The 24,128-nt window shown below is 60.3% G+C and carries 17 protein-coding genes; 4 read left to right on the forward strand and 13 right to left on the reverse strand.

The annotated features are described in order from the left end of the window. Window positions 1-43: 43 nt before the first annotated feature. From FBY10_RS09675 to hutC, 5 genes are all read right to left on the reverse strand, one after another. Complete coding sequence (locus FBY10_RS09675; RefSeq protein ID WP_131696895.1) at window positions 44-1,009, reverse strand: ABC transporter substrate-binding protein; 966 nt, start codon at window positions 1,007-1,009, stop codon at window positions 44-46. Window positions 1,010-1,078: 69 nt separating this feature from the next. Continuing rightward, a complete protein-coding gene (locus FBY10_RS09680; RefSeq protein ID WP_145335887.1) occupies window positions 1,079-2,539 on the reverse strand; it encodes a cytosine permease in 1,461 nt (486 codons plus the stop codon). A 142-nt stretch (window positions 2,540-2,681) separates the two neighbouring features. Continuing rightward, a complete protein-coding gene (gene hutU / locus FBY10_RS09685; protein ID WP_053140434.1) occupies window positions 2,682-4,352 on the reverse strand; it encodes a urocanate hydratase in 1,671 nt (556 codons plus the stop codon). Window positions 4,353-4,757: 405 nt separating this feature from the next. Then, entirely contained in the window at window positions 4,758-5,318 is a 561-nt protein-coding gene (locus tag FBY10_RS09690) for a HutD family protein (protein ID WP_145335884.1), read from the reverse strand. Beyond that, window positions 5,315-6,025, reverse strand: coding sequence for a histidine utilization repressor (gene hutC, locus FBY10_RS09695; RefSeq protein ID WP_237683111.1), 711 nt, complete (start codon window positions 6,023-6,025; stop codon window positions 5,315-5,317). The genes FBY10_RS09690 and hutC overlap by 4 nt, the downstream gene beginning before the upstream one ends. A 147-nt stretch (window positions 6,026-6,172) precedes the next feature. Between hutC and FBY10_RS09700 the strand changes: the two genes are divergently transcribed. Continuing rightward, a complete protein-coding gene (locus FBY10_RS09700) occupies window positions 6,173-7,537 on the forward strand; it encodes a formimidoylglutamate deiminase (protein WP_145335882.1) in 1,365 nt (454 codons plus the stop codon). Between the two features lie 54 nt (window positions 7,538-7,591). On the opposite strand, the gene FBY10_RS09705 is transcribed toward FBY10_RS09700, so the two are convergent. The 6 genes from FBY10_RS09705 to FBY10_RS09730 form a co-directional block, all read right to left on the reverse strand. Beyond that, window positions 7,592-8,161 carry a lipocalin family protein gene (locus FBY10_RS09705; RefSeq protein WP_027605060.1) on the reverse strand — a complete coding sequence of 190 codons (570 nt, stop codon included), beginning with the start codon at window positions 8,159-8,161 and terminating at the stop codon, window positions 7,592-7,594. A gap of 30 nt (window positions 8,162-8,191) precedes the next feature. Beyond that, on the reverse strand, window positions 8,192-8,446 hold the full coding sequence (locus FBY10_RS09710) for a hypothetical protein (RefSeq protein WP_131696901.1): 255 nt from the start codon (window positions 8,444-8,446) through the stop codon (window positions 8,192-8,194). A 176-nt stretch (window positions 8,447-8,622) separates the two neighbouring features. Beyond that, window positions 8,623-9,633: a class 1 fructose-bisphosphatase gene (locus FBY10_RS09715; RefSeq protein WP_131696902.1), complete on the reverse strand. Its 1,011-nt coding sequence runs from the start codon at window positions 9,631-9,633 to the stop codon at window positions 8,623-8,625. A gap of 110 nt (window positions 9,634-9,743) precedes the next feature. Continuing rightward, window positions 9,744-11,096: a DUF3999 domain-containing protein gene (locus tag FBY10_RS09720; RefSeq protein ID WP_145336120.1), complete on the reverse strand. Its 1,353-nt coding sequence runs from the start codon at window positions 11,094-11,096 to the stop codon at window positions 9,744-9,746. Beyond that, window positions 11,096-14,611, reverse strand: a complete 3,516-nt coding sequence (locus FBY10_RS09725; protein ID WP_145335881.1) for a DUF2339 domain-containing protein — start codon at window positions 14,609-14,611, stop codon at window positions 11,096-11,098. The genes FBY10_RS09720 and FBY10_RS09725 overlap by 1 nt, the downstream gene beginning before the upstream one ends. A 157-nt stretch (window positions 14,612-14,768) precedes the next feature. Beyond that, on the reverse strand, window positions 14,769-17,219 hold the full coding sequence (locus FBY10_RS09730; RefSeq protein WP_131696904.1) for a glycogen/starch/alpha-glucan phosphorylase: 2,451 nt from the start codon (window positions 17,217-17,219) through the stop codon (window positions 14,769-14,771). Between the two features lie 239 nt (window positions 17,220-17,458). Between FBY10_RS09730 and FBY10_RS09735 the strand changes: the two genes are divergently transcribed. Continuing rightward, complete coding sequence (locus FBY10_RS09735) at window positions 17,459-17,893, forward strand: YkgJ family cysteine cluster protein (RefSeq protein ID WP_024072902.1); 435 nt, start codon at window positions 17,459-17,461, stop codon at window positions 17,891-17,893. Window positions 17,894-18,087: 194 nt separating this feature from the next. On the opposite strand, the gene typA is transcribed toward FBY10_RS09735, so the two are convergent. Both typA and thiI read right to left on the reverse strand, forming a co-directional pair. After that, window positions 18,088-19,908: a translational GTPase TypA gene (gene typA, locus FBY10_RS09740; RefSeq protein ID WP_131696905.1), complete on the reverse strand. Its 1,821-nt coding sequence runs from the start codon at window positions 19,906-19,908 to the stop codon at window positions 18,088-18,090. 139 nt (window positions 19,909-20,047) lie between these two features. Continuing rightward, window positions 20,048-21,502, reverse strand: coding sequence for a tRNA uracil 4-sulfurtransferase ThiI (thiI, locus tag FBY10_RS09745; RefSeq protein ID WP_145335879.1), 1,455 nt, complete (start codon window positions 21,500-21,502; stop codon window positions 20,048-20,050). A gap of 334 nt (window positions 21,503-21,836) precedes the next feature. Here thiI and glnA point away from each other — a divergent pair, with 334 nt between their 5' ends. Beyond that, window positions 21,837-23,243, forward strand: coding sequence for a glutamate--ammonia ligase (gene glnA / locus FBY10_RS09755; protein ID WP_024072899.1), 1,407 nt, complete (start codon window positions 21,837-21,839; stop codon window positions 23,241-23,243). 111 nt (window positions 23,244-23,354) lie between these two features. Next, window positions 23,355-23,891, forward strand: coding sequence for a chorismate mutase (locus FBY10_RS09760; protein WP_145335877.1), 537 nt, complete (start codon window positions 23,355-23,357; stop codon window positions 23,889-23,891). Window positions 23,892-24,128: the final 237 nt, after the last annotated feature.

Here is a 24,128-nt window from a genome sequence, read left to right on the forward strand (position 1 = left end):
CCAGGCACCCGGCCACCCCTCAGGGTAGCCGTGCACACTTGACCTACAAGGCCGCGTCGATTTTCTTGGCTGCGTCTTCACTGACCCAGGCGTGCCAGACTTCAGGATGTTCCTTGAGGAAAATTTTCGCCAGTTTCGGCGACTCAATGCGTTCCTTGGCCATGCGCCCCAGGTTCTGGTTCAGCAGGTCGATGGGCAGGTTGACCTTTTCCAGCACGGCCACCAGTTCAGGGGCTTGTTCGTGGAAGGTCTTGGACAGGCCGACCTTGATGCTCACGGTCTTATCCACACCGGGTTTTTCTTCCAGCTTGACCAGGTCGACCTGGCCCATCAACGGGGTTGGCGACCAGTAGTAGAACAGGATCGGCTCGCCGCGCTTGTAGCTCGACAGCACTGCCGCATCCAGCGCCGGGCCGGTGCCTGGGCGGAAGTTGGTGTAGGTGCTTTCCAGGCCATAGCTCTTGAGCATTTCGCTGTTGTCCAGCTCGCAGGTCCAGCCGGCCGGGCAGTTGTAGAAACGGCCCTTGGACGGTTCTTCCTGGTCCTTGAACACCGAGGCGTACTTGGCCAGGTCGGCGATGTTTTTCAGGCCCGGCGCCTTGGGTTCAAGCTTGCGCTTGGCGTCGCCTTCGATCACGTAGCGCGGTACGTACCAGCCTTCGATAGCGCCCACCACAGGGGCACCGACACCGACGACTTTGCCGGCCTTCTCGGCCTTGTTCCAGACTTCGCTGCGGCCGACCCATTCTTCGGCAAACACTTGGATGTCGTTGCTGCTCAGGGCGTTTTCCATGGTGATGGAGTTGCCTGGCAGGCTGTCGGTTTTGCAGTCGTAGCCTTTTTCCAGCACGGTTTGCAGGATGTCGGTGAGCAACATGCCGCTTTCCCAGTTCAGGCCGGCGAATTTCACCGGTTTGCCGGATTCACACCAACCGGCCGCCTGGGCGCCAGCAGTGGCCAGCAAGCCCGCAGAGAATACGGTGGCCAACAGGGTCTTATGCATTTTCATTGTTGTGACGCTCCCAATCATGAAATGGATTACGGCAGTCAGTAGGCATCCTGCCCTGTCCACGTCCCCTCAGGCCTGTGCAACCAGCCCGTTTGTCGTCGTTGGTACAGCGCCCTGCTCTTTCGGCAGGATCAGGTGTTCAGGGTGTGCGGCGGGCCACTTTTTCGCAGCCCAGTAGTAAAGCGCGGCGGGGACTACCAGGCCGATGATCCAGGAAATATCCACATCACCCAGGGCCGCCACCAGGGGACCGGTGTAGAACTTGGTGGAGATGAACGGCAATTGCACCAGCACACCGAAGACATACACGCTGATACCGAGCAGGTTCCAACGGCCATAGCGCCCGTTTGGATCGGCCAGCGCCGGTACGTCGTAGCGATCACGGGTGATGCAGTAGTAGTCAACCAGGTTGATCGCGCTCCATGGCGTAAAAAACGCCAGCAGGAACAGGATGAAGGACTTGAACGCCCCCAGGAACGAGTGCTGCCCGAGCAAGGCGATCAGAGTCGCCGTACCGACGATGACCAGCACGAAAAACAGCCGCTGCAAGCGCGTGACCTCCAGGCGACCGCGAAAGCCGCTGATGATAGTGGCAATGCACATGAAGCTGCCGTAGGAGTTCAGCGTGGAGATAGTGACTTTGCCGAACGCGATGCTGAAATACAGCAGCGCCGCAGTGGCCCCCGTACCACCCAGGCCCACGATGTAGGCCACTTCGTGGCCGGCAAATTGCCCGTTGGACATGGCCGCGGCAAACACGCCGAGGATCATCGCCACCTGTGCACCCACCACCGAACCTGCACCTGCGGCAAGAAAGGTTTTGACCGAGGACGTCGTGCTCGGCAGATAGCGTGAATAGTCCGCCACGTATGGGCCGAAGGCGATTTGCCAGGAGGCCGCGAGCGACACCGCCAGCAGGAAGCTGCTCCAACTGAAGTGACGGATTTGCAGGAGTGCGCCCACGTCGGCCTGGCTCATCAGACGGCTGAACAGGTAGACAAAGGCAATCACGCCAATGACGCTGGCAACACGGCCGATGAAGTGGATCACCCGGTAACCGAGCACCGTGACCAGCACGATGACACTGGCGAAGATCAGGATCCCGACGCTGTCGCTGACGCCAAACAACTGGCCCAGGGCCTGACCGGAAAGCACGGTGCCCGTTGCGGTGAAACCGAGGTACATCAAGCAGACCAGTACGATCGGGATCGCCGCGCCGTACACACCGAACTGCACCCGGCTGGAGATCATCTGCGGCAGGCCCAGCTTGGGCCCCTGCGCCGCATGCAACGCCATCACGCCGCCGCCCAGCAGTTGACCGATCAACAGACCGATCAACGACCAGAACACATCACCGCCCAGCACCACGGCCAGGGCCCCGGTGACGATCGCGGTGATCTGCAGGTTGGCACCCAGCCACAGGGTGAACTGGCTCAATAGACGACCGTGTCTTTCCGCTTCCGGGATGTAGTCGATCGAACGTTTCTCGATCAACGGGGTGGTGCTTGCACGCGCGTCACTTGCAGCCATGGGTGTTCAACCTCTGATGGATTGTTTTGGGGGTCGCCGCCGCTCAACTGTGGGAAGGGGCTTGCTCCCGATAGCAGTGGGTCAGTCACCAGGCCTATTGGCTGATACACCGCCATCGGGAGCAAGCCCCCTCCCACATGGGTTACTTGATCATTGGAAGATTGAGGCCCTGCTCTTTGGCGCAGTCGATGGCGATCTGATAACCGGCGTCTGCGTGGCGCATCACACCGGTGGCCGGGTCGTTATGCAGCACGCGGGCAATGCGCTCGGCCGCTTCGTCGGTACCGTCACAGACGATGACCATGCCGGAGTGCTGGGAGAAGCCCATGCCCACGCCGCCGCCGTGGTGCAGCGAAACCCAGGTCGCGCCGCTGGCGGTGTTGAGCAAGGCGTTGAGCAGTGGCCAGTCGGACACGGCGTCGGAGCCGTCCTGCATGGATTCGGTTTCGCGGTTGGGGCTGGCGACCGAGCCGGAGTCCAGGTGGTCGCGGCCGATCACTACCGGGGCCGACAACTCGCCGCTGCGCACCATCTCGTTGAACGCCAGGCCGAGCTTGGCGCGTTGGCCCAGGCCAACCCAGCAAATACGCGCCGGCAGGCCCTGGAAGCTGATGCGCTCGCGCGCCATGTCCAGCCAGTTGTGCAGGTGCGCGTCGTCGGGGATCAGTTCTTTGACTTTGGCGTCGGTCTTGTAGATGTCCTGCGGGTCACCCGACAGCGCAGCCCAACGGAACGGGCCGATGCCACGGCAAAACAGCGGGCGGATGTACGCCGGTACAAAGCCTGGGAAGTCGAACGCGTTTTCCACGCCTTCTTCCTGGGCCATCTGGCGGATGTTGTTGCCGTAGTCGAAGGTCGGGATGCCTTGTTTCTGGAATTCCAGCATGGCTTTGACGTGCACGGCCATGGACTGCTTGGCGGCCTTGATCACGGCAGCCGGTTCGGTCTTAGCGCGGGCGCGGTATTCGTCCCAGGTCCAGCCGGCCGGCAGGTAACCGTTGAGCGGGTCGTGGGCGCTGGTCTGGTCGGTGACCATGTCCGGGCGCACGCCACGCTTGACCAGTTCCGGCAGGATTTCAGCGGCGTTACCCAGCAGCGCGATGGAGATGGCCTTGCCTTCCTTTGTGTACTTGGCGATGCGGGCCAGGGCGTCGTCGAGGTCGGTGGCTTGCTCATCCACGTAGCGGCTGTTGAGGCGGAAATCGATGCTGACCTGCTGGCATTCAATGTTCAGCGAGCATGCGCCGGCGAGGGTTGCCGCCAGAGGCTGGGCACCGCCCATGCCGCCGAGGCCGGCGGTGAGGACCCAACGGCCCTTAAGGTTTGAATCGTAGTGCTGGCGACCGGCTTCAACGAAGGTTTCGTAGGTGCCCTGGACGATGCCTTGGCTGCCGATGTAGATCCAGCTGCCGGCGGTCATCTGGCCGTACATGGCCAGGCCCTTGGCATCCAGTTCATTGAAGTGCTCCCAGCTGGCCCAGTGCGGCACCAGGTTGGAGTTGGCGATCAGCACGCGCGGGGCATTGCTGTGGGTCTTGAACACGCCGACCGGCTTGCCGGATTGCACCAGCAGGGTTTCATCGTCATTCAGGTTGGTGAGGCTCTCGACGATCTGGTCGTAGCACTCCCAATTGCGCGCTGCACGGCCGATACCGCCGTACACCACCAGTTCTTTGGGGTTCTCGGCCACTTGGGGGTCGAGGTTGTTCATCAGCATGCGCAGCGGCGCTTCAGTCAGCCAGCTTTTGGCGGTGAGCTTGTTACCGCGGGCGGCGCGGATTTCGACGTCACGGTATTTTGTAGGCTTGGTCACAACAAGAACTCCTCGGCGATCGATGCGCGAACATTGATGGTGCGAAGGAGAGTCTTACGCACACATCTTTACTTGTACATACAAGCATATGCAATCAAGCGGCCAACTTTCTGGGCTAGGTGATTGGATTTTTTTGGAAAGCGTGTGCGAGCCTCGGAAATTAAGGCTTCGAGGCATGATGAAATTTCTTACGAAGGCGTTTTATAGCGAGGGAGGTTTGTCACGACAGCGCGGTTTTGCGCCACGCTGGGGCGTTCGGTAACAAATTGGTGCGAGAGCTGGAAACAGATCGCAAGAACAGTGAGAAACAAATGTGGGAGGGGGCTTGCTCCCGATTGCGGTGTGTCAGCCCAGGATATACCCACTGATCCACCGCTATCGGGAGCAAGCCCCCTCCCACATTTTTTAACCCTGCGGGGTCAGTTCGATGATGCAGCAGCGACCCGTGACGGAAATATCCAGCAGACCGCTGTTACCGTCCACTTGCAGGCAATCGTGATGGCCCAGTACCTCGTCCAGTACCTTCACTTCATCCGCCACGCTGAACACCAGCACCGTCTGCGCCGTGCTGAAAAACCGCTGCACACCATCCACCCACTGCAACCGCGCATGGTAACGCTGAGGCGAGTAGATCAGGTTGAAGTCGCGGATCGGCCCGGTAATCAGGCGGCATGACACCTGGCTGTCGCCCTTGAAGGCGAACGGTTGCAGCGGTAATAGTCCGCGCTGTTCCTCGCCATCCACGGTCAGCACCATGCCTGCGCCTTTGATCACGGTGATCACGCGCTGGTAGCCGGCGAAGGTGGAAAACCCGCCAGACTCACCGATATCGGCAATCGACAGGCGCCAGCCGAAACCTTCCAGGCCCTCGCCCGCATCGCGGGAGATTTCTTCGGTGCTGCCGCCGCCGTTTTTCCACGGCATGCGCACGTAATCAGCGGCGCGCCAGACTTTCACTGCACTCATTTACTGAACCGTCCTTCCAGGCTGTGGCGTGAACCGGGGTGGATCAAACGCGCGGCAGTCACCGGCTGACGGCCGGACCAGGTGCGCCGACGAATCAACAGGCACGGCTCGCTCGGCTCGATCTGCAGCAACTCGCACTCGGCAGCGTCGGCGAGAATCGCTTCGACCACGTGCTCGCCTTCGGTCAACGGCGCCACTTGGTTGAGATAGGCATAGGGGGTTTGCAGGGTGAAGTCCTGTTGCAGGTATTCCGGCGCGACCAGGGCGTTGACGAAACGGTCCTCAATTTGCACGGGAATATCGTTTTCGTAATGCACGATCAACGAGTGGAACACCCGCCCGCCTTCGCGCATTTCCAGGGCGACGGCGCGTTCGGAACCGGCGGCCTCTTCGCCCAGGTGGATGACGCGGCACGTATGCCGATGACCGCGGGAGGCGATCTCATCGGCAATGTTGTGCACTTCAAACAGCGCTGACTGGCTCTTGGGCTCGGCGACGAACGTGCCGACGCCTTGCATGCGCACCAGCAAACCTTCGGCGGTGAGCTCACGCAGGGCGCGATTGATGGTCATGCGGCTGAAGCCCAACTGGCTGACCAGTTCGCTTTCCGACGGTACGCGGTAATGGGGTGGCCAGTTGCCGTTGAGGATCTGCTGGCTGATCATCTGTTTGACACGGGCGTACAAGGGCGCCGGACTTTCGTCCATGTGGGCAGCCAGTGAAGACTTGGCGGGCGGAGTCGGCACAGGGAATCCTTGCAGGGGGAAAAGATGCATAGATTGCCGGAGTTTACCGAGCAGGCAAACGTCTGTATATGTATATACAAATAAACACACGACCGGGGTGCTCTAATCATGTCCGCTTTCTTTGCCGAACGCGCGCTGCTGCCTAATGGATGGGCCAACGATGTACGTCTTGAAGTCAGCGCCGATGGCCTGCTGACACAGGTTGAGGCCAACGCCAGCGCAGACGGTGCCGAACGGCTCAGGGGCCCGGTGCTGGCGGGCATGCCGAACCTGCACTCCCACGCTTTCCAGCGCGCGATGGCAGGGTTGGCCGAAGTGGCCGGCAACCCGAATGACAGTTTCTGGACCTGGCGCGACCTGATGTACCGCATGGTCGGCAAGATCAGCCCGGAGCAACTGCAGGTGATCGCCCGCCAGCTGTACATCGAGATGCTCAAGGCCGGTTACACCTCGGTGGCCGAATTTCACTATGTACATCATGACGTCAGCGGCCAGCCCTACGCCGACCGTACGGAACTGTCCCGGCAGATCAGCCAGGCGGCCGCCAGCAGCGGGATTGGCCTGACCTTGGTGCCCGTGCTCTACACCCACTCTGGTTTTGGTGGGCAGGCGCCGAACGAAGGCCAGCGACGGTTTATCAACAGCACCGAAAACTATCTGGACCTGCAGTCGCGCCTGCAACTGATCCTTGCGGCACAACCGGCGCAGCAACTGGGTTTGTGCTTCCACTCCCTGCGCGCTGTCACGCCACAACAAATCAATGAAGTATTGGCTGCCAGTGACAAGACTTGCCCGGTGCATATCCACATTGCCGAACAACAAAAGGAAGTCGACGACTGCCTGGCCTGGAGCGGAAAACGCCCATTGCAATGGCTGTATGACAATGTCGAGGTCGATGAGCGCTGGTGCCTGGTACACGCCACCCATGCGGATCCTGAAGAAGTGACGCGCATGGCCAAGAGCCGCGCGATTGCCGGCTTGTGCCTGACCACCGAGGCGAACCTGGGCGACGGGATTTTCCCTGCCGTGGATTTCCTCGCCCAGGGCGGACGCCTGGGCATCGGTTCCGACAGCCATGTGTCACTGAGCGTGGTGGAAGAACTGCGCTGGCTGGAATACGGCCAACGCCTGCGCGATCAACGGCGCAACCGCTTGTATCGCAGCGACCAGCCAATGGTGGGCCGTACGTTGTTCGATGCGGCGCTGGACGGTGGCGCACAGGCGCTGGGACAGCCGATAGGTCGACTGGAAGTGGGCAAGCGTGCGGATTGGATCGTGCTGGACGGTAACGACCCTTACCTGGCGACAGCGACAGAAGACGGCATTCTCAATCGCTGGCTGTTTGCCGGCGGTGACCGGCAAGTGCGCGATGTGCTGGTCAACGGCAAGTGGGTAGTGCGCGATGGGCGGCATGCCGGCGAAGAAGAAAGCAGCCGGGCGTTTACGCAGGTCTTAAGAGAGTTACTCGGTTAAAAAATGTGGGAGGGGGCTTGCCCCTCCCACAATTAGATTTGTGGCGATCCAGAATTATTGCGAGGTCTTCGCCATCTGCTTATCCGACGTACGCCAGATCAAACGCGTGGTGTCATACCCTTGCTGCCGCGCCCTGCTCAACAGGTCTTCACGGGTGTCCGCACTGACCGTCGGCGTGCGTGACAAGATCCACATATAGCGCCGGCTCGGGCTGCCGACGATGGCGGTCTTGTAGTCGTCGCTGACATACAGCACCCAGTAGTCGCCCTTGGCGACGCCTGGCAGCAGTGACGTAAACCAGTTATTGAATTCCACCCAGAGCTTGTCGGTCTTGCCGGGTACTTGCGGCGTGGCCGTACCCTTGGCTTCTTCCCACTTCCACTCGGTGGTGAGGCAGCGGTTGAATACCGACATATCGCCATCAGGCAGCAATGTGTAGCGGGCTTCGGACTGCGCGCAGTTGCGCTGGAAGTACATCGGCAATCGAGCCAACTCATACCAGGTGCCCTGGTAACGCTTGAGGTTGACGTTGCTCGCTGTCTTGGGTTGCAGATCATCGCCAGAATGGCTGGCGCAGCCCGCCAAAAACAGGCTGGCGCAAAGGAACAAAACAAAACGCATCATTCTTCTTCTCCCGCAGGCTCTCGCCCCGGTTTACTTCAGGCCTTGCCCGGAAAACATCAGAACTTTGTCACCGGCATATTGAACGCTGATAAAGCTGTTTTTATCGCCCCACGTGCAGCTGGACATGCCCAGTGCGCCTGAGCAATCGGTCGGCTTACCCAACAACGACTCGACTTCTGTCTTGGCCATGCCAGCCGACAATTTTTCGTAGTTTTCTTGATTGACCTTGCTGCAAGCGGCCAACAGCACGCAAAAAGCCAGCAAAGCGAGACGGCGTAACGACATGGAATAACTCCTGGAGGGACGAAGCAGCCTGGGTATCTGCCAGAAGCTTAGAAGGGAAAAGAGGTGTCTGGTTCCCGACGAACGAAAACAAAAAAGCCCCGAAAACGCTGAAACGTTTCGGGGCTTCTTTAAGGGTGAACCGGCTCACAACAATGCCGTTCACTTATCGCAGCAGGTTACTTCTTGTGGTAAGCGGTCACACGCTCAACTTCTTCCTTGGATCCCAGGAACACCGCCACACGCTGGTGCAAGCCGTCGGGCTGGATATCGAGAATGCGCTGGTGACCGTCGGTGGAGGCACCGCCCGCCTGTTCTACCAGGAAGGACATCGGGTTGGCTTCGTACATCAGGCGCAGTTTGCCCGGCTTGGACGGCTCGCGGCTGTCGCGTGGGTACATGAACAGGCCGCCACGGGTCAGGATACGGTGCACGTCGGCCACCATCGCGGCGACCCAACGCATGTTGAAGTTCTTCTTCAACGGGCCTTCTTCGCCTTCCATCAACTCGTTCACGTAGCGCTTGACCGGTTCTTCCCAGTGACGCTGGTTGGACATGTTGATTGCGAATTCCTGGGTGGAAGCCGGGATGGTGATGTCTTCGTGGGTGAGGACGAAGCTGCCCATTTCACGGTCCAGGGTGAAGCCTTTGACGCCATCGCCCAAGGTCAGCACCAGCATGGTCTGTGGGCCGTAGATCGCGTAGCCGGCAGCGACCTGCTCGGTGCCTGGCTGCAGGAAGGCCTTTTCGTTCAGGGCTTCGTTCTGGCTCAGGTATTCGCTCGGGCAACGCAGTACCGAGAAGATGGTGCCAACCGGCGCGTTGATGTCGATGTTGGACGAACCGTCCAGTGGGTCGAACACCAGCAGGTAGGCGCCCTTCGGGTATTTGCCCGGGATCTGGTAGGCATTGTCCATTTCTTCGGACGCCATGCCGGCCAGGTGACCGCCCCATTCGTTGGCTTCGAGCAGGATCTCGTTGGAGATCACGTCGAGCTTTTTCTGGACTTCGCCCTGCACGTTTTCAGTGCCCATGCTGCCCAGGACACCACCCAATGCGCCTTTGGATACGGCGTGGCTGATTTCCTTGCAAGCACGCGCCACCACTTCGATAAGGAAGCGCAGATCGGCAGGCGTGTTGTTGCTGCGGGTCTGCTCAATCAAATAGCGACTCAAGGTAACGCGGGACATGGAAGGCTCCGATGAATGGGGGGGGCTAAAAACCCGCGCAGTTTAACGCGAGTCGGGGCGTATTTCCTCCTATCAGAGGATTAAAACCCAATAGAGTTCATGGACTTTATTTAACGTGCCACCGGCGGCTTGCGCAGCAAACTGTAGGCCATGGCTCCCAGTGCAGCCACGCCGAGCAGTAACACGGCCCAGAGTCCGAATGTTTTCCAGTTCGGCCCGCTGTCGACAGCCGCTGTGACCACCGGCGAAGTGACCGCGACGGCCCCGGCCACCTTGGCCTGACCCATCGTGTTGAGGCGCTCGGCGTTGTAATCGGGGATCAGCGTCGACAGCGGCAGGTTCGCCGCCTTCGCCGAGGCATTCCCCAACGCCAGCGTGAACGGTGGCTCGCCCCGCGCCAGGAACACCAACTGCGTGGCGCGCACCGCGAAGTGCAGGGCCGGCGCTTCGACGCCCAGGCCGCCGCCGCGCTCGTCGACCTGCAACTTGAGTTCGGTGACCGTCTGGCCGGGCAGCTGCAATTCGTCCTGCACCACGTCCTGGCCATTTTGAGTCAGGCGATACAACACGCCATTGCTCAACGGCTGCCAGGCCTGATTGCCATCGCGTCGCCCCGCCAGGGTCACCGGCGCCAGCGTATTGGGCTGCTTCAACTCGATACGCAAGCGCTCGACACCCAGCCCGGTGGGCAGCTTCCAGCTGTACTCGCCCGCCTTGAGCCGCGTGCCCGAGAGAGGCTGCGACCATACCAGCGGCATCGGCAGGCTGCTGCTGGTTGCACTGGCCAACTTGGCCGATGTCAGCAACGGCGCCGCTTGCCCCTTCCATACCAGGCGCAGGTAACGCGCGGATTGCCCCGGCAAGCTGACGTCATGCTGCTCGACCCGCTCGTCGGCAAACGACAAACGCGCGACTTGCCCATCCCCCCAGGATTCCCAGTGCTGCAAGTCATCACTGGCTTCAATGCTGAAGCGCTGGAAGCCCTCTTGCTCGTGACTCCAGTCCAGGCTCAACTGCTGCAACGGTGCCTTGATCCTACTGGCGTCAAGCACCCAGCCGCGCAGCACCTGCTTGCCCGGCTTCGGTGCGGTGGACGGCTTGATTTCCACCAGGGTGCCTTCGGCCGTGGTTTTCATCACGACACCGGGCAAGGTTGCCTGGGTGTCGGCGGCGTACAGCGGGAACCACTTCACGTCGGTGACTTCACGACGTTCGGTGCGTTGCGACGTTTGACGCGACAGCGCGTAGGCCTGGGGTTCACCGGCAGCGTTAAACACGCGCACATCGCTGAGGTCAGCCTGGCGCGCATTCAGTTGCACGGCCAACGGCAACTCTAGGCGATACCAGGGGCCGTTGCCGCTGACGCTCAGCGGCACCTGGCTGCTGAAGTCGGCCGGCGTTTCCTGCGCCCACACCGACAACGTCGTACACATGCCCAGCACGACCACGCTCAACTTACCGATCAAGAGGATGCTCCTTCAGTTTCCAACACAGGTTCGGCACGCTTGGGCGGCAGCGGCGCAAAGTAGCCCACCACCAGCAACAACCCGCCCACGCCGATAAACGACACGATCCGCGCCAGGCCGCCACGGTTGCTCAGCTCGACAAAGAACAGCTTGGCCACCACCACCGCGATCAGCGCCGCGCCGATCAGCCACACTTCGCGGCGATGGCACAGGTGGCCGCCGATCATCAGGCCGAGGGCGATCAAGGTCCAGACAATCGACAGACCGGCTTGCACCAACATCGACTCCAGCAACGCATCCAGATGGAACGGCACGCCGCCCCAGTGGTGTGCGGTGCGCATCACCAAGGCCGTAAAGAACGCGAACAGCGAGATACCCGCAATGCCTTGGGCGATCAATTCAGCGCGCGGCCCTCGCTGCGGCGCCACGCTGCGCGACCACAGGTACACGCCCAGCAGCGCAAACAGCAAGCCCAGATCCAGCGGGTTGAGCAACGGCACATAGGGCAACGGCTTGGCCGTGCCGTCGCTGAAGGTATTCGCCAGCCAGAACCAGCCCAGCATCAGTACCGCCAATGGGAGTGCCGCCAACACTCGATATTCCCGTGGATACGCCGACACCGGCCACGGCCAGTTGCGCGGTGCAGCAGCCAGCACCAGATACAGACTTGGCAGGATCGCCCAGCCCAACCAACGCCAGGCGTTGTATTCGCTCGACAGCAACAACAGGGCGTAGCGCAGTTCCAGCGCCAATACACCGATCAACATCCAGCAACCCAACACGTGAGCAACGCTCAGGACGTTGGCCGGCACCACCGTCGCTAAACGCCGCAGCGCGATGAAATGCACGCCAAATACTGCCAACCAGGCCAGCCAGCCGTACTGCGCCGCCGGGTGGTAATAGTGATGCGCGGACACCAGCAGCACCAGGCCCGCCGCCGGCATCAACAAGATGCACAACACGCCCAGCGATGCCCAGCGCAGCCGCGTCGCGAGCAGCGCCCAGATCGCCACGCTGACCGCCGCTATACCCAGCAGGAACGAGCCCTGGAGCTCGTCGGGAATAAACCGCAGCACTTCAGCGATCAGCGCCAACGCCCACCACGCCGCGCCCCACACCAGCAGCAGGTCAGACAGGCGTTGCAGCTTGAGTACGGCAAACACCGGCGCATGGGGCTCACGTTGCAAGCGCCAGGCACCGATCAAGGCGGCCAGGCCCAACACCATCGGCGTCCAGAAACCGCTATGCCCCAGCGGACGCAAACCCTCGCTGGTCAGAGGCCCGAGCAGCTCCGGCACCGCCAGCAGGAACGACGCGCCGCCGATCACTTGCAGCAGTAACCCGAACACGAAACTGACGCGCTGTTGCAGGTACAGGCTCAACCAGATGATCAACAACCCACTGGCCGCCCACACACCACTGGCGCTTTCCCATGGCAGTACAAACAACACGGCGAGATTGATCAGCACCAACCCGGCCAACAGCACCACGGACAGCCCGCGCAACAGGCGCACATCGCTGCGTACCATGTCGTCACGCGCCGCCAGCAGCATGCCGCCGATCAACGCCAGGCCGACCAACGACGCGGTGAGCAGGCCGTTCCAACCGGCGTTGAATACCGCTGCCGAGTCGCCGCCTTGCAGGCGCAGCAGGAACAACGCCCCGCCCAGCAGTTGTACGGCAAACGCCGTGAACAGGAAGGTGCGCGAGCCAATCCGCAAGCCGATAAACAGTGTCGCCAGACCCGCGAGCGCCCAACTGATGGCAACGCCTTGAGTCAGCAACAGCAGCGGCGCGAGCAAGTACACACAGGTCAGGCCGAGGCTGGCCAGAACCGGCAGGCCCTTGCGCTCCCAGTCTGCCGCTTGTTCCATCGCGGCCTTGCGCAGTTGGTCAAAGCTGAACAACAACGCCGCGCCCAACAACAGCGCCCCCAAGGGCGCCCCCTCCAGCAGCGTGTGTTCGCCGATGCGCAGTTCACTGAGAAACGCCAGCGCCGAGCCCAATTGCAGCAACAGGCCAAATGCCCGCGCCAACGGCCGCTGCTGACGCAAGCCGAGCCAGAAGATCCCGGCGCCCTCCACGGCCCAGGCGGCTGCGGTCCAGCGTGCATCGAGGCCCAGGGGAATCGCCAGGCTGGCAAAGATCACCCCCAGAGCCAGGCAGGTTTCCGCCAGCAGCAAGGCGCGCCCGCCACTGAGCACGCGGGCCAGGCCCATGTAGAGGATGCCCAGGCCCAGTGCGCTGAACGCAGCGGCGAACTCAAGGTGCTGCACCAGCGCGAACTGCAGGCCAAAACCCACCAGCGGCGGGCCGAACAGCATGCTGCCATCGACGTAATCGCCTTTGGATGCCGACCAGCGCAACAACGCATCACGGCCTTCGGGCGCATCGCCCATCTCCCGCAACTTGCGCCGGGCGAACAACAGGCCGATAGCCAGGTACATCAGGAAAAACAGGATCAGGAACGGCTCGGTACTCCACAGCAGTTCCGGCGTGTAGGAGCGCATGCCCCAGGCAAAGCCGATACCGAAGGTGCCGACAAAGCCGATCAGGTTGAGCAAGCGCCAGGCCTTGAACCACGCGATAGCAAGGATACCGGCGTTGAGCAGGGCAAAATAACTGAACAGCGCGACGTGGTTGCCGGCGCCGGTCGACGTCAGGATCGGTGCCGCGAAACCGCCGAGCGCTGCCGCACAGGCCAGTCCCAACGCATCCTGGGTAATCGCCAGGATCGCCGAGAATACCGTGACCGCCACCAGCAGGCCCAGGGCCGCACTCGGGTCGATCAACGGGTGCAGGCGCATCGCGGCAAACACCGTCAGGTACAGCACCGCAATGCCGGTGCCTTGCAGCATCAAGCCGTAATTGCTGTTGCGCAGCCGCAGCCACCAGCCAAGGCCCAGCAGGCCAAGGGCCGCTGCAGCAACCCCGGCGTAACGCAGCTCGATCGGCACCACCATGCCTTCGGTGGCGTAGCGCAGCAGGAAGGCCAGGCCGAGGAACAGCAGCACCACGCCGACACGCAGCACGGTGTTGCCACCAAACAGCCAATTGCGTGCGCCGCTGATGGCACGTTCGATCAGGTTGGGGCCACGGGGAGCGACAGGTTCTTGAGGCGGGCGTGGCGTCGGGGCGGGCGCCCAGACGTCGTCCGGCAGTGGTTGGCTCGGCTCGGCGACTATCGCGACAGGCGCCAATTCAGCCGGCAACTCCCACACCAGTTCGGGCGCCTTGGCGACAGGTGCCGGCTCAGAGACAGGTGTTTCGACAATGACAGGGCTCGTCGACGTGGGTACTTCCAGTTGCCGCAGGCGCTCACCCAGGGCGATCAGCGCCTTCTGCGTGGTTTCCAACTGAGAAGCCTGCTGCTGCGCCTGGGTCGCCAGCTTGGACAGGCGAATCGCCTGGCCAATGCCCAACCCCAACAGCGCACCGATACCCGCATCGTAGAACGACTCATCGAGCGTCCAGCCGAGCACCAGGCCAATCAGCATGAAAATCCATTGCATGGTCGATATTCCCTAAGCAAACCGGCGCTCAGTATATCGACGCGCAATCAATGTGGGAGGGGGCTTGCTCCCGATAGCGGTGTACCAGTCGACATATCTGCAAACTGACACTCTGCTATCGGGAGCAAGCCCCCTCCCACATTTGCTATCGCAGTGTTTAGTCCAAGGCTTTCCAGATCTCGGTTGCGTACTCGCGGATCGTCCGGTCCGACGAGAACCAGCCCATTCGTGCGGTATTGAGCACCGCCGAACGCCACCATGCCTTGGAGTCATGCCAATGCGCTTCGACCCGCGCCTGGGCATCCCAGTAGGAATCGAAATCGGCACAGACCAGGAAGCGGTCGTAGTCGATCAACCCGTCGATCAAGCCCACATAGCGGCCCGGATCATCCGGCGAAAACACCCCGCCCCGAATCGCTTGCAGCACGTCGTTCAGACGGTGGGACGCAGCAATGTCGGGCCCGGCGTTGAATTCACCGGCATGTTTACGCGCCTCGACCTGCTGCGCGCTGAGGCCGAAGATAAACATGTGATCGGCCCCTACGCGCTCGTGCATTTCCACGTTGGCGCCGTCCATGGTGCCGATGGTCAGCGCGCCGTTGAGGCCGAACTTCATGTTACTGGTGCCCGATGCTTCAAAGCCGGCGGTGGAGATCTGCTCCGACAAGTCCGCCGCCGGGATGATGCTTTCCGCCAGACTGACGTTGTAGTTGGGCAGGAACACCACCTTGAGCAAGCCGCGCACGGTCGGGTCGTTGTTGACGGTGCGCGCGATGTCGTTGGTCAGCTTGATGATCAACTTGGCCTGGTGATAACTGGCCGCCGCCTTGCCCGCGAAGATCTTCACCCGTGGCACCCAGTCGGTGCCCGGCTCGGCACGGATCGCCTGGTACAGCGCCACGGTGTGCAGCAGGTTCAGCAGTTGGCGCTTGTATTCGTGGATACGCTTGACCTGCACGTCGAACATCGCCGCCGGGTTCACCGAAATGCCCAGGCGCTCATGGATGATCTCGGCCAGTGCACGCTTACTGTGCAGGCGCTGGTCGGCGAAGGCTTTGCGAAAGGCCTGTTTCTCGGCGAAGGTTTCCAACTCGCCCAGGCGGGTTTCCATGTTGTCGAGAATGTCCGGGCCCAAGGCGTCCACCAGCATATCGGTGAGCTTGGGGTTCGCCTGGTACAGCCAGCGGCGGAAGGTAATGCCGTTGGTTTTGTTGTTGATGCGCTCCGGGTAGAGCTTGTGCAGTTCGGAGAACACTGTGCTGCGCATCAGTTGGGTGTGCAGGCCGGACACGCCGTTGACGCTGTGGGAGCCGAGGAACGCCAGGTTACCCATGCGCACACGGCGGCCGTTGTCTTCTTCGATCAGGGAGACGGCGCGCAGCACGTCGAAGTCATGAATACCCTTGGCGCGCAGCGCATCGATGTGCTGCGCGTTGATCAGGTAGATGATCTGCATGTGCCGGGGCAGCATGCGTTCCATCAGACCGACCGGCCAGGTTTCCAGGGCTTCGGGCAACAGGGTGTGGTTGGTGTACGACAGGGTTTCGACGGTGACATCCCACGCGGCTTCCCACGGAATGTCGTGCAGGTCGACCAACTGGCGCATCAACTCGGCCACGGCGATCGAGGGGTGGGTGTCGTTGAGCTGGATCGCCGCGTGTTCACCCAGGCTCAGGACCGAGCCGTGCATGTTCTTGTGGCGACGCAACAGGTCCTGCAAGGAGGCGGCGACGAAAAAGTATTCCTGGCGCAGGCGCAGTTCCTGCCCCGCTTCGGTGCTGTCCGCCGGGTAAAGCACTCGGGAGATGCTCTCGGCGCGGGCCACTTCGGCGACGGCGCCCAAATGGTCACCGGCGTTGAAGCGCTCCAGGTGCAGGTCTTCCACCGCACGGGCACGCCACAGGCGCAAAGTATTGACGCTGGCGCCGCGCCAGCCGACCACCGGGGTGTCGTAGGCAACGGCGCGCACGGTTTCGTTGGGCGTCCACACCTGGATCTGCTTGCCGGAGGCATCCGGCAGGGTCTCGACGCTGCCGCCAAAGCCAATCGGGTAAATCACCTCGGCCCGTTCGAATTCCCACGGGTTGCCGAAATCCAGCCAGCGCTCGGTCTGCTCCTGCTGCCAGCCATCGACAATCGCCTGACGGAACAAACCGTGCTCATAACGAATGCCATAGCCGTGGCCGGCGATGCCCAAGGTCGACATGCTTTCCATAAAGCACGCCGCCAGACGGCCCAGGCCGCCGTTGCCGAGCGCCGCATCGGGCTCCAGCAGGCGGATGCGCTCGAGGTCCACACCGAGTTCAGACAGCGCTTCGCGAGCGATCTCCAGCACGCCAAGGTTGCTCAGGCTGTCGTAGAGCAGGCGGCCGATAAGAAATTCCAGGGAGAGGTAATAAACCCGCTTCTGGCCTTTGCGGTAGATACGCCGCGTGTGGTCCATCCAGTGGTCGACCATCTGGTCGCGGGCGGCCAGGGCAATGGCTTCGAACCAGTCGTGGTCGAAGGCATGGTCCGGGTCTTTGCCCACCGCGTAGGTGAGTTTGGTCAAGACAGCATCGCGGAATGCGGCTACCTCTGCTTCTCGTGCAAGCGGTTCCTGAGACATCGGTGCGACCTCGGGCGAGATTGAAGGAGTTGCTAGAGCCTAGTCGGTCTGACAGACGGTAGACGCTCTGGTTCGGCAGTTTTTTAACTCATTCACCTTTACAGGCATTTGATGCAGGGGTCGTGCCCGATCTGCCCATGTCCAAGCCTTTGAGCTGAAATACGCAAAATATTGTTCAAAAAAACACCAATCCCGGTATTATCGCGCGCCCAGATACAGCCCCACCTTTTGGAACCCCGATGAAGCCTCAACTGATCGCCGCCGCGGAACTCGACCGTCTCGAGACTTGGCAGAAATATTCCGCCCATATGTGCGGCGGCTGCGTGTCCAGCTGCTGCACACTGCCGGTTGAGGTGAAGATCAAGGACCTGATCCGCATTGGCATCGTCGATGAGTTCGAGCGCGGCGACCCGCCGAAGAACATCGCCAAGCGGTTGCAGAAGGAAGGTATCGTCGAGCGCTACAACAACAAATCCGAGATTTTTACCCTGCAGCGCATGAGCAACAACGACTGCCTGTACCTGGATCGTAAGACGCGCTTCTGCACTATTTATGACAAGCGCCCGGATACCTGCCGCAACCACCCAAAAATCGGGCCGCGGCCGGGGTATTGCGCGTACAAGCCGAAGGAAGTGGTGCGCGAGACCAAATTCAAGACCCTCGATAAGTTCTGATTCGGGTTTTGTGGGGCTCTCAAGGGTCCTATCGGGGGCAAGCCCCCTCCCACATTTTGATCTGTGAACACATTCAAAGGTGGGAGGAGGCTTGCCCCCCGATGAGGCCAGTACAACCACCACCAAAACTGCAGGCATAAAAAAACGCCCCCGGCCTTTCGACCGGGGGCGTTTTTCATTCAGCCTGAGTTAACTCAGTTCTTGGATTTCTTGGCAGCGCGGGTACGCTCGCCTTCGTCCAGGATCTTCTTACGCAGGCGGATCGACTTCGGCGTCACTTCGCACAGCTCGTCGTCCTGGATGAATTCCAGGGCCTGTTCCAGGGTGAAGCGAACAGGTGGAACCAGGGCGATGGTTTCGTCTTTACCCGAAGCACGCATGTTGTCGAGCTTCTTGCCTTTGGTTGGGTTGACGCCCATGTCGTTGTCACGGCTGTTCAGACCAACGATCTGACCGTTGTAGATCTCTTGACCGTGTTCAACGAACAGCTTGCCACGCGCCTGGAGGGTTTCCAGGGAGTAGGTCAGTGCCTTGCCGGTTTCTACCGAGACCAGAACACCGTTCTGACGGCCGGACATGTCGCCGGACTTCATGGTGTCGTAGCGATCGAAGATCGAGGTCAGGATGCCAGCACCGTTGGTCAGGGTCAGGAACTGGTTACGGAAACCGATCAGACCACGAGCAGGGATGTTGTATTCCAGACGCACACGGCCTTTGCCATCCGGCACCATGTTGGTCAGGTCGCCCTTACGCAGGCCCATCTCTTCCATGACCTTGCCCTGGGATTCTTCAGGGGTGTCGATGGTGACGTTTTCGAACGGTTCCTGCTTCACGCCGTCAACCTGACGGATGATCACTTCTGGACGACCAACGCCCATTTCGAAGCCTTCGCGACGCATGGTTTCGATCAGTACCGAGAGGTGCAGCTCACCACGGCCGGAAACCTTGAACTTGTCAGCCGAGTCGCCTTCTTCAACGCGCAGTGCAACGTTGTACAGCAACTCTTTGTCCAGACGTTCCTTGATGTTACGGGAAGTCACGAACTTGCCTTCTTTACCGCAGAAAGGCGAGTCGTTTACCTGGAAGGTCATGGAAACGGTTGGCTCGTCAACGGTCAGAGGCTTCATCGCCTCGACAGTGTCCGGCTGGCACAGGGTGTCGGAGATGAACAGCGAGTCCATACCGCTGACGCACACGATGTCGCCGGCGAAGGCTTCTTCAACGTCGATACGGTGCAGACCGTGGTGACCCATCAGCTTCAGGATACGACCGTTACGCTTCTTGCCGTCGGCGCCGATAGCGACAACCGGGGTGTTCGGCTTGACGCTACCACGGGCGATACGGCCAACGCCGATAACACCCAGGAAGCTGTTGTAGTCCAGTGCCGAGATTTGCATCTGGAACGGACCGTCACGGTCAACCTTCGGTGGTGGAACGTGGTCAACGATCGCCTGGTACAGCGGGGTCATGTCTTCCGCCATGGCGGTGTGTTCCAGACCGGCAATACCGTTCAGGGCCGATGCGTAGATCACTTGGAAATCAAGTTGCTCTTCGGTGGCGCCCAGGTTGTCGAACAGGTCGAAGATCTGGTCCAGAACCCAGTCCGGACGCGCGCCTGGACGGTCAACCTTGTTGATGCACACGATCGGTCGCAGGCCGGCTTCGAAAGCCTTCTTGGTCACGAAACGGGTTTGCGGCATAGGGCCGTCTTGAGCGTCAACCAGCAGCAGAACGGAGTCAACCATCGACATTACGCGTTCTACTTCGCCGCCGAAGTCGGCGTGGCCCGGGGTGTCCACGATGTTGATGTGGTAGCCGTTCCAGTTGATAGCGGTGTTTTTAGCCAGGATGGTAATACCGCGCTCTTTTTCCTGGTCGTTGGAGTCCATCACGCGCTCGTCGTTGAGCTCGTTGCGCTCCAGGGTGCCGGATTGACGCAGGAGTTTGTCTACCAGGGTGGTTTTACCATGGTCAACGTGGGCAATGATGGCGATGTTACGTAGATTTTCGATCACTTGTGTATCTCGATCAGAGGATTCGGTGTGCTGACAGGTCGTGGCAGCGATTAACAGTAGAGTCAGGCCTTGCCGTTACAGCTTGACGGCAGAGTCGGGGGGCCGGTGACGCAGGCCACAGGCAAACAGCCCCGGGCTCTTAGCTCGGTCGATAAACGCGCACATTGGCATGCCCCTCACTGAGCAAATGGTGGGCATGCAGGCGACTCATCACGCCTTTGTCGCAATACAGCAGGTACTGACGGCTGTTATCCAGTTCCTTGAAACGCGCGTTCAATGCATAGAACGGCAGCGTTTGTACGTCGATGCCGGCGACTTCCAGCGGCTCATCTTCAGCGGCATCCGGGTGACGGATGTCGATGACGATCTGACCGGCCAGGGCTTCGCCAACTTCTTCGATCTGCACATCCTGGCCCAGCTCGTCGATAACACGATCGATCGGGACCAGCTTGGCGTTCTGGATCGCACGCTCCAGAACCGCCATATCAAACTGTTGTTCTTCGTACTCCACGCGGTTGCGCTTGGCGTGGGTCTTGGGGTTCACCGAAATGACCCCGCAGTATTCAGGCATGTGCTTGGCAAAGTCGGCGGTGCCGATTGCTTCTGCCAAGTCGATGATGTCCTGCTTGTGGCTGGCGATCAGCGGGCGCAGCACCAGCTTTTCAGTCACGCAGTCGATCAGCGACAGGTTCGGCAGCGTCTGGCTGGAAACCTGGGAAATCGCTTCACCGGTCACCAGCGCGTCGATCTGCAACTGATCGGCGATTCGGGACGCGGCGCGCAACATCATACGCTTCAAAACTACGCCCATATGACTGTTATCGATTTTACCGAGAATTTCGCCCAGCACTTCCTCAAACGGTACGCTCACAAATAGCACGCGTTGGGAGCTGCCGTACTTCTTCCAGATAAAGTGCGCAACTTCCATCACGCCCAATTCGTGTGCACGTCCGCCCAGGTTAAAGAAGCAGAAGTGGCTCATCAGGCCGCGGCGCATGATCTGGTAGGCCGCCACCGTGGAATCGAAACCGCCGGACATGAGGACCAGGGTCTGTTCCAGGGCGCCCAGCGGATAGCCGCCGATGCTGTCGTGCTGGCTGTGAATCACAAACAACCGTTGGTCGCGAATTTCCATGCGCACTTCAATTTGCGGCGCCTTGAGGGAAATTCCGGCGGCGCCGCACTCGCGACGCAGCTTGCTGCCGACGTATTTCTCGACGTCCATGGAGCTGAATGGGTGCTTGCCGGCACGCTTGCAGCGCACCGAAAAAATCTTGCCTTCAAGGCTGTCGCCGAAGTGCCGTTTGCATTTTTCGGTGATGTCGTCGAAGTCGCCCAGCGGGTACTCATCCACCTGCAGGAAATGCGCGATACCCGGCATGCAGCTCAGGCGCTCGGTCATGTCCTTCAAGGCTTTGGCGTCGGTCAGGCGGGTTTCCAGCTCGAGGTTGTCCCACACACCGTTCACCACCACAGCCGGGTCCAGATCGCGGAGCACGGCACGGATGTTCTTGGCCAACTGACGGATGAAACGCATCCGTACCGGTCGGCTCTTGATGGTGATCTCGGGGAAGACTTTAACGATTAATTTCATGGAAACAGCGCGCGCAGGGCCTGCCGAAAAAGGGGGGCGCGGATTATAGCGGAAATCGCTCAAGGTTTAACCAGTTAATATGCACAACACTCACCACGCACTAAAGAGGTGCATTTGCATCGCCAGACGCCACATTTCAGTGCTCGAATTTCGGGCTTTTGTCGCTATGTACCTTTTATAGGGCGTTTTTGGAGCAAAAAACCCATGTTGGCGCACTGGCATGCAATTTGCTCTCTTGTGAGGCAGGTTGCCATGGCGGACTATCCGCGCCGGCATCACCCACATTCTAAGGGCTAACTCCACTACCCCAGCCCGAAGCCACCCGGAGGACACTATGTCGAAGTCGGTTCAACTCATCAAAGATCATGACGTTAAATGGATTGATCTGCGCTTCACGGACACCAAAGGCACTCAGCACCACGTGACCATGCCGGCTCGCGACGCGCTGGATGATGCTTTCTTCGAAGAAGGCAAAATGTTCGACGGTTCCTCCATCGCTGGCTGGAAAGGCATCGAAGCCTCCGACATGATCCTGATGCCGGACGACAGCACTGCCGTCCTCGACCCGTTCACCGAAGACCCAACGCTGATCATCGTCTGCGACGTGATCGAGCCTTCGACCATGCAAGGCTACGACCGCGACCCACGTGCGATCGCCAAGCGTGCCGAGGAATACCTGAAGTCGACCGGTATCGGCGACACCGTATTCGTAGGCCCGGAACCAGAATTCTTCATCTTTGATTCGGTCAAGTTCAAGTCCGACATCTCCGGTTCCATGTTCAAGATTTTCTCCGAACAAGGTTCGTGGATGTCCGACCAGGACGTGGAAGGCGGCAACAAAGGCCACCGTCCAGGCATCAAAGGTGGCTACTTCCCAGTTCCGCCGTTCGACCACGACCACGAAATCCGTACCTCCATGTGCAACGCCATGGAAGAAATGGGCCTGGTCATCGAAGTTCACCACCACGAAGTGGCGACTGCCGGCCAGAACGAAATCGGCGTGAAATTCAACACCCTGGTTGCCAAGGCTGACGAAGTCCAGACCCTGAAGTACTGCGTACACAACGTGGCTGATGCCTACGGCCGTACCGCTACCTTCATGCCTAAGCCGCTGTACGGCGATAACGGTTCGGGTATGCACGTTCACCTGTCCATCGCCAAAGAAGGCAAGAACACCTTCGCTGGCGAAGGTTATGCCGGCCTGTCCGACACCGCCCTGTACTTCATCGGCGGCATCATCAAGCACGGTAAGGCCCTGAACGGCTTCACCAACCCGTCGACCAACTCCTACAAGCGTCTGGTCCCAGGTTTCGAAGCACCGGTAATGCTGGCCTACTCGGCTCGCAACCGTTCCGCCTCGATCCGTATTCCTTACGTGTCCAGCCCGCGCGCTCGCCGTATCGAAGCCCGCTTCCCGGATCCGGCAGCCAACCCATACCTGGCCTTCGCTGCCCTGGTCATGGCTGGCCTGGACGGTATCCAGAACAAGATCCACCCTGGCGACGCCGCCGACAAAAACTTGTACGACCTGCCGCCTGAAGAGGCCAAAGAGATCCCACAAGTGTGCGGCAGCCTGAAAGAAGCCCTGGAAGAGCTGGACAAGGGCCGTGCGTTCCTGACCAAAGGCGGCGTATTCAGCGACGACTTCATCGATGCCTACATCGAGCTGAAAAGCGAAGAAGAAATCAAAGTACGCACCTTCGTACACCCACTGGAATACGAGCTGTACTACAGCTGCTGATCCGGTAGCGCTGCTTGACGCAGCGTGAAGAAAAAGGCCTCCTTCGGGAGGTCTTTTTTTGCCCGGGAATTAACCCGAATCCCCCCACTCCCTCCCACAAGGAGATCAGCATTGAAACGTCGACTTGCGTTCGCTTTAGTGTTTTTCAGCGCCAGCGCATTGGCTGCGCCACCCACTCTTGAGCCGCTGCTCAACAGCATCGCCGAACGCCTGGAGATCGCCGACCAGGTGGCCCTGAGCAAATGGGACAGCAAAAAACCTGTAGAGGATAAGAAGCGCGAACAAGAGGTGATCGCCAGTGTCGTCGCCCAGGCGCCGAGCTACAAACTGGCCCCCGCCGCCGCCGAGCAATTTTTCTCGGCACAGATCGAGGCAAACAAGCTGGTGCAGTACACCCACTTGTCCGATTGGCAGTTCCAGGGCAAGGCACCCGACGACCCGCGCCCGGACCTGGTGAAGCAGATTCGCCCGCAACTGGATCAATTGCAAAAACGCCTGCTGCAACAACTGGCGGACTTCACCCCACAACGTACCGACCCGCAGTGCCCTCAATGGCTGGCCGAAGCAGTGCATGAGCCGCTGAACGACCCACTGCGGCAACTGGCGATGATCCGCGCTACGGCCGAGCTGTGTATCTACAAAGACTAAAACTGTAAACCCGATCCAAAAATGTGGGAGAGGGGCAACCCCTCCCAGATTTGATTTGTGTGATTTCGGCACTTCCTGAACAACCTTCACAAAACCGCACTATATTGGTGCGACATCCTGCACCCTTCCCAACGACTCACACCATTTTGGTTCGAAACTTCCCGATCAAGCTGGCAGAACGCCACAGTTTCGCGCCTTAAACCCCTATTTCAGGGGTTTAACGCTTCTTTTCGGAGC

Origin of the sequence: Pseudomonas sp. SJZ103, assembly GCF_007828335.1 — a bacterium.
Lineage (GTDB): Bacteria > Pseudomonadota > Gammaproteobacteria > Pseudomonadales > Pseudomonadaceae > Aquipseudomonas.

Coding starts and splice junctions, on each gene's coding strand:
- FBY10_RS09715 (WP_131696902.1), bottom strand. CDS start 9,633: ATGTCCCGCGTTACCTTGAGTCGCTATTTGATTGAGCAGACCCGCAGC.
- FBY10_RS09690 (WP_145335884.1), bottom strand. CDS start 5,318: ATGAGTGCAGTGAAAGTCTGGCGCGCCGCTGATTACGTGCGCATGCCG.
- FBY10_RS09680 (WP_145335887.1), bottom strand. CDS start 2,539: ATGGCTGCAAGTGACGCGCGTGCAAGCACCACCCCGTTGATCGAGAAA.
- FBY10_RS09730 (WP_131696904.1), bottom strand. CDS start 17,219: ATGTCTCAGGAACCGCTTGCACGAGAAGCAGAGGTAGCCGCATTCCGC.
- thiI (WP_145335879.1), bottom strand. CDS start 21,502: ATGAAATTAATCGTTAAAGTCTTCCCCGAGATCACCATCAAGAGCCGA.
- FBY10_RS09725 (WP_145335881.1), bottom strand. CDS start 14,611: ATGCAATGGATTTTCATGCTGATTGGCCTGGTGCTCGGCTGGACGCTC.
- FBY10_RS09705 (WP_027605060.1), bottom strand. CDS start 8,161: ATGATGCGTTTTGTTTTGTTCCTTTGCGCCAGCCTGTTTTTGGCGGGC.
- FBY10_RS09675 (WP_131696895.1), bottom strand. CDS start 1,009: ATGAAAATGCATAAGACCCTGTTGGCCACCGTATTCTCTGCGGGCTTG.
- FBY10_RS09735 (WP_024072902.1), top strand. CDS start 17,459: ATGAAGCCTCAACTGATCGCCGCCGCGGAACTCGACCGTCTCGAGACT.
- FBY10_RS09710 (WP_131696901.1), bottom strand. CDS start 8,446: ATGTCGTTACGCCGTCTCGCTTTGCTGGCTTTTTGCGTGCTGTTGGCC.
- hutC (WP_237683111.1), bottom strand. CDS start 6,025: ATGGACGAAAGTCCGGCGCCCTTGTACGCCCGTGTCAAACAGATGATC.
- FBY10_RS09700 (WP_145335882.1), top strand. CDS start 6,173: ATGTCCGCTTTCTTTGCCGAACGCGCGCTGCTGCCTAATGGATGGGCC.
- glnA (WP_024072899.1), top strand. CDS start 21,837: ATGTCGAAGTCGGTTCAACTCATCAAAGATCATGACGTTAAATGGATT.